The following is a 12177-nucleotide window of genomic DNA, read 5'->3' as shown; positions in this document are numbered from 1 at the left end:
ATCAAAAAACACCTATATAAATTTATCTGGAGGATGAAATAATTATGAAGAAAACAATTTTAACTACAACTCTAGCACTGGGTCTCGGTATCACTGGTATCACGTCTGGTCAAACTGCGGACGCTTCTGAAATCAATAAACAGGAACTCGCAGAAATGGCTCTAGCGAACTCCAGCGAACTGAACAATGCGCCAATTCATGAAGGTGTATATGACTACGACTTCACACTTAACGGTGTAAACTACAGCTTTGAATCAAATGGTACGAGCTACACATGGTCCTACAATGGCCACAATGATGTTCAACCACAACAAGAAGTTCAGGTACAAGAGCCTGTAGAGCAAGAAGTTCAAGTGCAGGAATCTGTACAACAACCAGTACAGCAGGAAGTTCAAGAACCTGTACAACAAGAAGTTCAAGTACAGGAACCAGAGCCTGAGTACAATGTACAAGAAGTATCCAACACCCAGGCACAGCCTGAAACTGCTCAAGCAGCTGCACCACAGCAATCAAACAATGGTTCCACTAAAGAGCAATTCCTCGCTGCTGGCGGTACACAAGCAATGTGGACAAATATTGTTATGCCAGAATCAAGTGGTAACCCGAATGCAGTCAATCCACTCGGCTACCAAGGTCTTGGACAAACAAAAGAAGCATGGGGAACAGGTTCTGTTGAAACACAGACTAAGGGCATGATCAACTACGCTCAAGAACGTTACGGTTCTGTAGAAGCTGCAATGGAATTCCGTGCGCAAAATAACTGGTGGTAAAATTTTAGATTAACTAATAACCCGTATGATCTGGAGAAGTTCAGATCATACGGGTTATTTATTAACTGATTATTAAATTGAAAAAGCATCAAGTAGACTTATCTAAAGCCTCGCATAAACTCCGTTGGAATTTTCGATTCAAATCGCAAGGGTTCCCCTGACTTCGGATGTTTGAATGCAATGACATGGGCATGCAGTCCAACCCTTTTGATGGGATTACTGCGTGATCCGTATTTTTTATCCCCGACAATCGGATGGCCCAAGTCTTGCATATGGACACGGATCTGATTTTTACGCCCTGTTTCCAAGTTGATTTCCAGTAATGATAGATTTCCATTGAACTTTAGTGCTTTATAATGGGTAATCGCCTTTTTACCGTTATTCGGATGTTTACTCGAACGCATTATCAACTCTTTATTCTCTGTCAGCCAGGAAGTGATTTTACCACCTTTAGCTACTTTTCCTTCAACAAGGGCGATGTATGTTCGTTCAGAAACAATATCTTTCCAGTTATCCTGTAACTTCTGCTGTACTTGCTTATTCTTCGCAAATATCATGATTCCGGAAGTTTCACGATCCAGTCGATGCACGACAAAAATACGGTTTCTAGGATTGATGCTCTGCACATAATCCGACAGTTGGCGATAGGCAGTCATCTGCTGCTCTTTCTCCGATGCGATTGAAAGTAGACCAGCGTCTTTTTCAATAACGATCACATCTTCGTCTTCATGGAAAATTTTAATGCCTCTAAGTTTTATATTTTTAGATGCAGAACGTATTTCAACACGATCTCCCGGTTCGAGTTTGTCATTGAATTGAGTTGTCCCTTCACCGTTTACAAAAACTTTTCCTCGGCTCAGTGTTTCTTTCACAGCCTTCCGACTACGTGAAGACATCACTTCGAATAAGAACTTCAGCAATTCGGTCGATTCTTTAACGATCCATTCTTGATCCTGTCCATTTGATTTTTCTTTTTTATTCATTATAAACTTCCTTTTTCATCTTATATTCTTCTTTACTACAAGCGTGCCATCAACTAAGTGATTAATAAGCAATGCCTACGCGTGCTTTTACATATCTATTCTCTGCTATCTGATTATATGTAAATTCTGCTGTATCAGGAACGGAAATCATTTCACCTTTTTCGGGAAGAAAGTCACGTTCTATTCGGTATTTACTTGTATGTTTACCGTCCGGCAGATAGGTAGGGCAGACGATTGTCCAATCAAGACTTGAGTTTTCAAGTAACTCAAAGGCTTTGTGATGCTCTTTAGCTGCTCGCGTTGTTCTTCTTTTTGACTCATTCGATTGATAACGCAATTTTCCGGACTCGGTTCTGCTGTTCAGAATGCCTGCAGTGCCAATAGTAATGATTCGTTCTATACCCTCATCTTCCATCGCTTTTATAATAGCCGGCATGCTCTCTGAGAGTGTCGTGGTGCCATCTGTACCAAGTGCACTAATTACCATATCCATACCCGCTATCGCATTCAGAATGTCTGATCTGGTTAATACATTTCCTTCTTTAACTATCAAATTTCTATTTTGCGCCTGGACTTTATCGGCATCACGTACCAATACCGTAACATGATGGTTTCCATCAAGTGCGGATTCAAGTATATGGCTGCCGACTCGCCCAGTTGCTCCTAAAATCAAAATATTCATCCCGAACCTCCCATCTATTCAATTATTTATAATAGTTTTCAAGATATCAATTTATACTGTGATTATTACAATAATAACCATATTTCCGATAATTTTTTATTGAGTATTCTTCCGCAATCATTCGTTTCTCATAAACAATGACTATATTTTTTTTCTTAGGCGTTACTTTCTTTGCTATTTCGATACAAGGTTAAGTTTCTTTCCCACCATATAGGCCGCGTTCACACCCATAATTGCCATCACCGCCCAGATCCAGGCATGCAGACTAAAAGAAGCGATACCACTGAAATAAGCACCAATGTTTGCTCCAAAGGATATAGTGGCTCCGTATCCCATAAGCAAACCTCCTGCAAGTGCCAGGAGAGCAAGATGGAGATGAATTTTGGAAAATCGAATCATTCCTCCAAGCGTTAAGGAAAGAAAAGTACCAAGAATAACGCCTAAGTTGAGTACACTTACTGAATCCATCATGAGAGGTTCTATTAAAGCTCCGAGTCTTTCCTCTACAACCCAGTACTCCCATTGTGCTACATCGATACCAAGGTTCATCAGTAGCTTGGATCCCCACAGCGTAAAGGCGGCCGTGAGTTTCCAAGGTTCTCCCTGAATTATAAAAACAGCGGCGTTGAGGACGGCAAGAACAAGTGCACCCACCCAAAGCGGCCAGGAACCGAAAACAATTTTCTTCCATCCGACAGCGGTGGGGAGTGAAGGCAGTAAGGGCGGTCTTTTTCTTTTTTTATATACATAGGAAAGGATAATAATCAACGCGAAAATTGCAGCTTGTACCCCCCAAGCACCGAAATAACCAAGACCAGTATCGGTGGCCAAAGAAACTTCAGGAGCGGAGGGAAGTTTCTCATTCCAAAAAGCGAAATGGTAAGCGCCAACTACAGCTCCGGTCAGAAACCCAAACAGAGTACACAGCAAGGCTGTGCGGCCACCTTTTGCCGTATAAAAAGAGGCAGGCGCAAGCCCGCTGCCCATCTCCATCCCGAAACCAAAAATGAAAGCACCGATTACTAATCCAATACTTATAGGCGAAAGCGCTCCTTCAGTCGTATTCGAGAATGCGCTGATATCAAACATTAAGATAGGAACAAATAACGTAGTTGCAGTTCCTAACATAAACATATGTGCACGCAGCATCTCTGTATTTCCAGTTTCGACTATTTGTCGATAAACAGAGGCGAAACCAAAACGAGCATGAAATAACGCGAATCCGATGAGGACACCCACCCAAAACAAAAGCACGAATTCCAAACCGGAAGCTTGATAGGCGAGATAAGTGATGAGGAAGACAACCAGAATACCTAAAACGGTCAGTAAATTTTGAGGATCTCTTGATGTTGGCTCTGATGCGTTCGATTTAGAAGAATGATCTTTCTTTTGTGTCATATAGACCCCTTTATTTTAACTGAATTTATCTACGCAATAGTGAGTGCTCATTCTACCACAATGAAAAGCTTATGTAAGTATCCGCTACTGTTGTTAGGTTCTCCATGAGATAGTCTTTCTATCAAAAACTCATGTTAGTTTTGTGATGAACTTGGTAGAGACACGAATGAAGTGGATAGCGAAATGTCATGTGTGGAATACGAGTGGTTCGAGTGTGGCCAAGTGAACCCGAGCCCTGGAGCTTACCGATAATCTAATGCATTGCTAGGTCCAAATTTTCAAGGCGACAGGTCGCATACTTGTAGACGCTGAATCTCATCCGCAGTGGATGGCAGTCAGTGTCACGTAGGCACCTGATCCATCAAGGAGTGGTATCACCCACACTGATAGAGTAGCACTATCCCTCGATATCATTTATGGTAACTCTCATTCTTGATGATCTTATTCGCTCTATAAATCTGTTCCATGAGCATCACCTTCATCATCTGATGGGGATAAGTGAGGGTGCCGAAGCTGATTTCCTGATCGGAACGCTTTTTGACGGCCTGACCGAGCCCATTGCTGCCGCCGATGATGAACACGACGTCGCTCTTTCCAGTGTTCATCCACTGCTGATACTGCTTGGCGAGCTGTTCGCTGGTATAGGTTTTTCCGTGTATCTCAAGTGTTACTACATGCTGGCTGTCCTTGATTCTGGATAAGATCTTCTCGGCTTCCTTATCCTTGATGTTTTCTATGTCCTTCTCGCTGGCATTGTTGGGTTCTTTCTCGTCGGGCACTTCGACCAGTTCGAGTTTTGTATAGCCGCTGAGCCGCTTCTTATATTCATCCACAGCCTGCTGCCAGTACTTCTCTTTCAACTTGCCCACAGTTATTAAAGTGACTTTCATACATTCCTCCTGGTTATCCACAGTTCTTCCACATATCCACGGATAATTACTCATCCACTATGTATATTATAATTTTTTAATCATTCTGCTCACATAAATATGAGAAAAGCAGCCAGTAATCCTCTACTGACTGCTAAGTTATCCACATTTTTATACTTTACCCACATTTATGACTATTTATCCACATACTTTTCACACATTTCTGTGTATAACTTTATATCTGGTATATTTTCGTCGGTACAGCTTTATCTGTATCACTGATCATTATATGGTTGTCTGTATCGATATCATACTGGTTCAGCACTTGCTCAACGCTCATTTTGGCCAGTTCTTTTATATTGTTATCCAGACTCAGGTGGCTTAGATATATGCGTTTCGTACGGTCCGTTATAACGTCACGCATGGCATGGGCAGCATCTTCATTGGACACGTGACCGACATCGGAAAGTATCCTCTGTTTGGTCACCCATGGATATCTGCCCATTCTCAGCATATCGACATCGTGATTGCTTTCGAATATGAAAACATCGCTATCTTTAATGATGCCTTTCATCTGGTCGGAAATATAACCTGTATCTGTAATTACGGAAATTTTCTTGTTGTCTTTCATGAATGTGTAGAACTGGGGATCGATGGCGTCATGGGAGACATTGAAAGACTGGACATTCATCCCGAGCAGTTCTTTCTCCTCCAGAGGATTGAAATGGAATCTCTGATCACTATGGACTGCGATGTCCTTGGCTTCAATTCTCTGCCATGTCTTTTCGTTGGCATAGATTGGAATGCCGTAGCGTTTTGAGATGACTTTGAGTCCTTTGATGTGATCGCTATGCTCATGAGTGATGAGTATGGCATCTACATTGTTCAAGGAGGTATCGAGTGTGTTCAAAGACTCTTCAATTCTTTTGCAGGAAAGTCCCACATCTATGAGCAAGCTGCCTTTTTCAGTTTCTATATACGTGCTGTTCCCAGTGGAACCGCTGGCTAACACGCTCATCTTCATTACTGTCACTCACTTTCGATAATATCTTCTGTTTCACTGATGGCATCGACATAGATGGTCTTTTCGACGTCCTGATCAGTGACCTGGAACTCCCATTTTGGTCTGAGAAGCACCTGGTCTTCGTCATTGAGAATGATGTAGTATCCGAGTCTGGCATTTTCTATGACCGCTTCTCCGGAAATTCTCTCACGGAGATACAGATCCGATATGACCTGTCTCGGTTTTCTTGCTGTGATCGGGGAGGTGTGGCTGTTTTCATGCAGATTGATGATGTAGCCCTGTTCATACTCCGCTGCCTCGACACCTTCACCTCTATATAGCACACGGGCTGCTTCGTGGTTGAAAATAGGGTAGTCATCATAATACTGATTGAACAGCATATAATCGTCATTGCTCATTACATCATCATACTTGTATTCGCCGCCCCTGTAAACCTGATCATTTTTATGGGCTTCCAAAGATTCCTGTTCCATCACTGGGGAAATATCTCCGCTTTCAAAACTCTGATGAATGATGAAGTCCTCATTGGTTATCTCGACAGCCTCATCATCAACCTCTTCGACTTCCGCAAAATCAACCCTCTCTCCAGCAAGGATCGTCAGCTGTTCGGGATCATATCCCGGAAGCTGTGAGAGATCGATATTTGTTGATTCCAGTACACTCGGTGCGTCTTCTATTTCCCTGATCTCCTCCTGCTGCTTATTGTAGTACATCACCAGCAGGGCAACATTGATGAGCAGGAATACAAGGATATAGAGGGATTTGGTCAGTTTCCAATCCATTACTGCAATCCTCCTTCATTGTAGCGCAACCATTCACCATCATACTTCACGTACCACTCAGGAGTGAAATTCACCAGATTGAGTTCGGTCTGTTCCTCTGAAAAACGCAAATTGTAGCCGATCGTGATTTTGGATACTTTCTGGAGATCAAGTGCTTCATTCAGTGCAATTTCATATCTGACATCTTCTATACGCGCCAGCTTCTCCGTCTCTTCGCTCGGTACTTGTGCGTTGATGTAGAGCAGCGGCCGTTCGTATTCGAATAGGGCATTGCTGCCATATTTTGTGCTGATTGTCATCGCAATCTCATCACTGAATACCGCATAGCCGTTCAGCGTATACCGATAGATCGACTGGTTGCCTTCCTCTTCGTAATCGAACAGTATATGCTCAGGAGCCAGACCGATATGGGAATTGAGGAAGTTGAAGCTGCGCTGTATGGTCTGATGGGGGTCGCGTTCTGAAGATAGGGATTCATTCAGGTTGGTGTATACGTAGTTGTAGGTGTCTGTATTGTATGTGGCCAGTCCATTTTCCGCTTCATAAACATATACATTTTCGTTCTGTGACACACTGACTTCATCTTCCATGAAAAGAATATCGTTGATTGTGTCTATGCTGATCTGTGCGGATAGGAAACTCATCACGCTGACTTCTCCAGGTGCATCCGGTCCATAGATGGCAGTCTTGTTGTTTGCGGTCTGCTGATTGGTGATGAGGCCTGTATAGTCTTCAAATGAATCTTCATAATCGTTGACGATGGATAGCAGATAATCGCTCTCCATGTCCGTCTGTGCAACCGCTACACGGTCCAATGCTTCATTCAGCATGAAGAAAGTGACTTGAGGGGAGGCAATATCCACGACAATCCGGTCGAATTTGTAGTCCGGCAGCGTTTCTTCGTACTCGAATCCGAGTATCTGGAACAATGACTTTGCAGGCATCTCCGATGGATAGTCGACAATCAGAAACTCCTCACTGCCATCCTCCTTTACGGTAGGGTCAAGGCGGTTCATATTATTGTACACATTGATATCAGTGATTCTGGTACCATCCAGAAACTCCCTGACACCGACAACAGCATCTTCATCTATCGTGCCTCTCGCCTCTTCTCCATTCACCCAGATGAGCTGATAGGCACGCATGACACTTTCAAACGGCAGAGGTTCCCCCTGGCCGGTATTCGAGGTGGATTCAATTGAAGTATCAATCTGTGAAAACTCTGGCTGATAGCTCCATACCATATATGTCAGTATGGCACTGCTCACAACCAGAGTGAAAAGGATGATGGATTTGACTGTCTCTCTATACACCCCAATCATCCTCCTCAAGTGTTTCACACGGCAGATTGATGAAGATTGTTGTACCTTTATTTTCTACACTGTTGGCCCAGATCTTACCATCATGGGCTTCTATGATTTCTTTCGAGATGGCCAGTCCAAGTCCCGTGCCACCCATCTTGCGTGCACGGCCCTTGTCGACACGATAGAAGCGTTCGAAAATGCGATCGACCTTGCTTGCCGGAATTCCAAGACCATTATCCTTGATCTGTACCGTCATACGGTTGTAGAGACGGTTCTGTTTCACATGGAACTCTACTTTTTTATTCGTTCTGCTTGAATATTTGATGGCATTCGAAATGACATTATCAAGCACCTGACCCATCTTATCCACTGCGACTTCTGTAAATATTGGAGTGGAGGGGATATTGCGTACAAACTCGACCTCATCCTTATGGGTCATCTCGAAGCGGTCGATGATGCGGTTCAGGAACATATTGAAATCGACAATTTCACGCGTCAGTTCCTCTGCTTCATTATCCATCCTCGAGAGTTGAAGGAGATCTTCAACCAGACGTATCATGCGGTCCGTCTCTTCGCGTGTCACACCGAGGAACTTCGGTGCGAGGGTATCATTCTTCCAGGCACCTTCCTGCAGTGCTTCAATATAGCTTCTCATGGAAGTAAGGGGTGTTCTGAGTTCATGGGAGACATTGGCGACAAATTCCCTGCGCTCGTTATCCACACGCTCCTGCTCAGTGACATCATGCAGCACCGCGATATAGCCGTTGATAAAACCGGTATCCTTCACGATAGTGGAGAAATTGACACGGATTGTCGTCTCTTCCTCATCGTTATCGAGGAACAGCAGCTGGCTTTCATTCATCTCCTGAATGTCTTCAACTGCCATATCCACGTCCAGCTTCAGAATTTCGAGCATATCCTCGCCGTGAAGGTCCTGGCCGGACATGCCGAGCATATCCAGTGCCATTTCATTGACGACCCGGACACGCCCTCTGCGGTCTGTAGCAATGATGCCATCCGACATGTGGGTGATGACGGAGTCGAGACGCTTCTTCTCGCTCTCGGTATTGGCCTGGGCCTCCTGTACACGTTTCGACAGTATGTTGAAAGATCCTGCGAGTTCACCGATTTCATCACTGCTGTATATTTTCACCCGTGATGTATAGTCACCCTCCGACATGAGCAGTGCCTGGTTTCTCATGTCCGTAATCGGTTTTGTAATGGTCCGTGCAATAAAGATTCCGAGAATGCTCGTAATGATCAATGAAATCAAAGTGGCAATGATGAAAGTATTGTTGATCGATTCAAGCTGCTGGTAAACCGTCTCGATATTCGAGGCAGCATAGATGGCACCAAGAATCTGATTGTCCTGGATGACAGGCTGGTTCAGTAGCCACACACGCTGATGGTCCTGCTCTACATTGACATAGATCTCCTCGTTCGGCGTACCGGTGGTGACGGCTTCTTCAGTCAGCGGCGCGTTGATCCGAGAACCGATACTCGATTCATTGGATATGCGGCTTGTCGCCATCAGGACATTATCGGAGTTTACATATCTGATTTCTTCGATTTCCGGCCTGTTTCCATAATCGGAAAGCAGACTCTGAACCTCTTCCCTGAACTGTTCACCGTCATCACCATGTTCCGTGTACAGTTCCTTGACCCTCGTATCTATAAGGCTGACCTGGGTTTCGATATTATCCTGGAAATTCCCGGTCAGTTCCTTCTCAAGCGTATTCGTAAAATACAGACCGATGATCTGCATGCCGATGACGATGAGGAGCACATATATGATTACAAGCTTTATATGAAGAGATTGCAGATTTCTAAAAAACTGCTTCATTAAGTGTTAACCCCTTTATTCGTCACCTTGAATGTAATACCCGACACCTCTTCTTGTCATCAGGTATTCCGGATGGGAAGGATCATCTTCAATCTTCTCCCTGAGTCTTCTGACCGTTACATCTACGGTACGGACGTCACCAAAATAGTCATAGCCCCATACAGTTTCGAGCAGATGCTCCCGCGTCATCACTTGGGAGAGGTGCTGCGCCAGATAATTGAACAGTTCGAATTCACGATGGGTGAGTTCAATGTCCCTGTCATTCTTCTTGATGGCATAGGAATCCGGTATGACCGTGATGGCCTTGACCTGGATGTTGTTGTTCTCCGGTTCCTGATCCTTCGCCGCCGTCTCGACATTTCTTCTCAAGTTGGCTTTGACACGAGCAATCAGTTCACGTGTTGAAAATGGTTTTGTCACATAGTCATCGGCACCCAGTTCGAGACCAAGCACCTTGTCTATTTCGGAATCCTTGGCTGTCAGCATGATAATCGGCATATCATGTGTCTTGCGGACTTCGCGGCACACTTCCATGCCATCCATCCCCGGCAGCATGATATCAAGCAGTACGATATCCGGCACGACTTCAAGTATCAGTGCCAATGCATCATTGCCATCATAGGCGCAATGCACTTCATAGCCTTCCTTCCCAAGGTTGAATTCCAATATATCAGCGATGGGTCTTTCATCATCCACTACAACGATTTTCTTAGGCATTTCATTCCCTCACTTTCGTTAAGTGCCTGTTTGCATAGTCATATCCACTATAAATGTATCACTTTTCCATATTTATTTCCATCCGGGCATAGTAAAAAAGCCATCAGCGTTATGTGCTGATGGCTTTTGAGCTACGGTCCCGACGGGAATCGAACCCGCGATCTCCTGCGTGACAGGCAGGCATGTTAACCGCTACACCACGGGACCATGGTGTTGAATGAAATATGAAAAGTGACCCGTACGGGACTCGAACCCGTGTTACCGCCGTGAAAGGGCGGTGTCTTAACCGCTTGACCAACGGGCCTTGATATTGATCGGCATTGAACACAAAAGTTATTATAGCATGATATAAATTTCATTTTCAACTGAAACTTCAATTTTATTGAAAAATAAATATCCCATGGCATGCCATGGGATATTTGCTAGCTCCAGAAATTTTTCAGGAGATTCGTCTGGTTGCGATCGGGACCGACAGAAAAGATGGAAATGTCGACACCAGTCAGGCGCTCGATCTCCTCCAGATAGTTTCTTGCATTATCCGGAAGGTCCTCGATGCGTTTAATAGCTGTAATGTCCTCTTTCCAGCCGGGCATTGTCTTGAAGATCGGCTTGGCACGATCCAGTGCATGCAGCGTAGCCGGATATTCCGTCACTTCCTTGCCGTCGATCTCATAAGCTGTACAGATCTTTACTGTATCCAGACCACTCAGCACATCAATGGAGTTGAGGGAGAGGTCGGTAATGCCGCTGACGCGTCTTGCATGGCGTACAACGACACTGTCGAACCATCCGACACGTCGCGCGCGACCTGTCGTCGTTCCATATTCACGTCCGATTTCACGGATATGCTCGGCATTTTCGTCAAACAGCTCCGTTGGGAATGGACCATCGCCCACACGAGAAGTATAGGCTTTGCAGACACCGACAACATTTCTGACAGCTGTCGGACCGACACCACAGCCGACCGTTACGTTGCCGGCAATCGGGTTGCTGGATGTAACGAATGGATATGTGCCATGGTCGATATCCAGCATGACACCCTGGGCGCCTTCAAAAAGGACCTTCTGGTTGTTCTGGAACGCATCATCAAGCACTTTTGCAGTGTCGGTCACGTAAGGTGCCAGACGCTCTGCCGCTTTCTGATATGGTTCGAAGATTTCATCGAAAGTGAATCCTTCACGCTCGTAAAGTGCTGTGAACATATGGTTTTTCAGCTTGAGGTTCTCTTCCAGTCTTTTTCTGAACGTTGCTTCGTCAATCAGATCTGCCATACGGATGCCGATTCTTTGTGCCTTATCGACATAGCATGGTCCGATGCCTCTTTTTGTGGTTCCGATCTTATTATCTCCACGCGCTTCCTCTTCCAATTCATCCTGAAGCAGATGATAGGGTAGGATGACCTGCGCACGGTTTGAGATTCTGAGGTTGTCGACGGATATGCCACGTTCGATCAGTCCATCAAGCTCCTTGATGATGGAGATCGGATCGATTACGACACCGTTGCCGATCAGTGAAATTTTATCGTCATAGAATATACCTGAAGGTACAAGGTGCAGTTTATAAGTTTCGCCACCGAACTGGATGGTGTGTCCTGCATTGTTACCTCCGGAAAAACGTGCAATGATATCTGCGTCTTCTGATAGGAAGTCTGTAATCTTCCCTTTGCCTTCGTCGCCCCACTGTGTTCCGACTACTACTGTTCCAGACATGTCTTTGCCCCCATTTACTTTGAATTACCGTAATCATTCTAACAATAAGCACTATAAAAGGCAATAAAAATACGAACGTTTTTATAAGTGGTATAT

Annotated in this window: 11 protein-coding genes and 2 tRNA genes; 1 reads left to right on the top strand and 12 read right to left on the bottom strand. The window is 44.6% G+C overall.

What is annotated here, in order from left to right; genetic code table 11:
• Positions 1-44 precede the first annotated feature (44 nt).
• Entirely contained in the window at positions 45-770 is a 726-nt protein-coding gene (locus GQ671_RS10145) for an aggregation-promoting factor C-terminal-like domain-containing protein (protein ID WP_160656564.1), read from the top strand.
• A 98-nt stretch (positions 771-868) separates the two neighbouring features.
• On the opposite strand, the gene GQ671_RS10140 is transcribed toward GQ671_RS10145, so the two are convergent.
• From GQ671_RS10140 to GQ671_RS10085, 12 genes are all read right to left on the bottom strand, one after another.
• Complete coding sequence (locus tag GQ671_RS10140; protein WP_160656561.1) at positions 869-1753, bottom strand: RluA family pseudouridine synthase; 885 nt, start codon at positions 1751-1753, stop codon at positions 869-871.
• 61 nt (positions 1754-1814) lie between these two features.
• A complete protein-coding gene (locus GQ671_RS10135) occupies positions 1815-2435 on the bottom strand; it encodes an NAD(P)-dependent oxidoreductase (protein WP_160656558.1) in 621 nt (206 codons plus the stop codon).
• A 174-nt stretch (positions 2436-2609) separates the two neighbouring features.
• Positions 2610-3833 carry a YeeE/YedE family protein gene (locus GQ671_RS10130; protein WP_160656555.1) on the bottom strand — a complete coding sequence of 408 codons (1224 nt, stop codon included), beginning with the start codon at positions 3831-3833 and terminating at the stop codon, positions 2610-2612.
• 410 nt (positions 3834-4243) lie between these two features.
• Positions 4244-4723, bottom strand: a complete 480-nt coding sequence (rlmH, locus tag GQ671_RS10125) for a 23S rRNA (pseudouridine(1915)-N(3))-methyltransferase RlmH (protein WP_160656552.1) — start codon at positions 4721-4723, stop codon at positions 4244-4246.
• Between the two features lie 214 nt (positions 4724-4937).
• On the bottom strand, positions 4938-5726 hold the full coding sequence (locus GQ671_RS10120) for an MBL fold metallo-hydrolase (protein ID WP_160657238.1): 789 nt from the start codon (positions 5724-5726) through the stop codon (positions 4938-4940).
• Positions 5727-5731: 5 nt separating this feature from the next.
• Entirely contained in the window at positions 5732-6508 is a 777-nt protein-coding gene (yycI, locus tag GQ671_RS10115) for a two-component system regulatory protein YycI (protein ID WP_160656550.1), read from the bottom strand.
• Entirely contained in the window at positions 6508-7830 is a 1323-nt protein-coding gene (locus GQ671_RS10110; protein ID WP_170288687.1) for a YycH family regulatory protein, read from the bottom strand. The genes yycI and GQ671_RS10110 overlap by 1 nt, the downstream gene beginning before the upstream one ends.
• Entirely contained in the window at positions 7814-9655 is a 1842-nt protein-coding gene (walK, locus tag GQ671_RS10105) for a cell wall metabolism sensor histidine kinase WalK (RefSeq protein ID WP_160656545.1), read from the bottom strand. The genes GQ671_RS10110 and walK overlap by 17 nt, the downstream gene beginning before the upstream one ends.
• A 15-nt stretch (positions 9656-9670) precedes the next feature.
• The gene (gene yycF, locus GQ671_RS10100) at positions 9671-10372 is read right to left on the bottom strand and encodes a response regulator YycF (RefSeq protein ID WP_160656542.1); all 702 of its coding nucleotides are present in this window, start codon (positions 10370-10372) and stop codon (positions 9671-9673) included.
• Between the two features lie 134 nt (positions 10373-10506).
• Positions 10507-10579: transfer RNA gene (locus GQ671_RS10095), tRNA-Asp, on the bottom strand.
• A gap of 25 nt (positions 10580-10604) precedes the next feature.
• Positions 10605-10676 (bottom strand) — tRNA-Glu (locus GQ671_RS10090).
• A 118-nt stretch (positions 10677-10794) separates the two neighbouring features.
• Positions 10795-12081 carry an adenylosuccinate synthase gene (locus tag GQ671_RS10085; RefSeq protein ID WP_160656539.1) on the bottom strand — a complete coding sequence of 429 codons (1287 nt, stop codon included), beginning with the start codon at positions 12079-12081 and terminating at the stop codon, positions 10795-10797.
• Between the last annotated feature and the right edge of the window lie 96 nt (positions 12082-12177).

It is taken from the genome of Salinicoccus hispanicus (genome assembly GCF_009831115.1).
Taxonomy (GTDB): domain Bacteria; phylum Bacillota; class Bacilli; order Staphylococcales; family Salinicoccaceae; genus Salinicoccus; species Salinicoccus hispanicus.
The sequence above is the reverse complement of the archived record's forward strand: the minus strand, read 5'-3'. Positions and strand labels throughout refer to the sequence as shown.

Coding starts and splice junctions, on each gene's coding strand:
- rlmH (WP_160656552.1), bottom strand. CDS start 4,723: ATGAAAGTCACTTTAATAACTGTGGGCAAGTTGAAAGAGAAGTACTGG.
- GQ671_RS10130 (WP_160656555.1), bottom strand. CDS start 3,833: ATGACACAAAAGAAAGATCATTCTTCTAAATCGAACGCATCAGAGCCA.
- GQ671_RS10145 (WP_160656564.1), top strand. CDS start 45: ATGAAGAAAACAATTTTAACTACAACTCTAGCACTGGGTCTCGGTATC.
- GQ671_RS10120 (WP_160657238.1), bottom strand. CDS start 5,726: ATGAAGATGAGCGTGTTAGCCAGCGGTTCCACTGGGAACAGCACGTAT.
- GQ671_RS10085 (WP_160656539.1), bottom strand. CDS start 12,081: ATGTCTGGAACAGTAGTAGTCGGAACACAGTGGGGCGACGAAGGCAAA.
- yycF (WP_160656542.1), bottom strand. CDS start 10,372: ATGCCTAAGAAAATCGTTGTAGTGGATGATGAAAGACCCATCGCTGAT.
- walK (WP_160656545.1), bottom strand. CDS start 9,655: ATGAAGCAGTTTTTTAGAAATCTGCAATCTCTTCATATAAAGCTTGTA.
- GQ671_RS10135 (WP_160656558.1), bottom strand. CDS start 2,435: ATGAATATTTTGATTTTAGGAGCAACTGGGCGAGTCGGCAGCCATATA.
- GQ671_RS10140 (WP_160656561.1), bottom strand. CDS start 1,753: ATGAATAAAAAAGAAAAATCAAATGGACAGGATCAAGAATGGATCGTT.
- GQ671_RS10110 (WP_170288687.1), bottom strand. CDS start 7,830: ATGATTGGGGTGTATAGAGAGACAGTCAAATCCATCATCCTTTTCACT.
- yycI (WP_160656550.1), bottom strand. CDS start 6,508: ATGGATTGGAAACTGACCAAATCCCTCTATATCCTTGTATTCCTGCTC.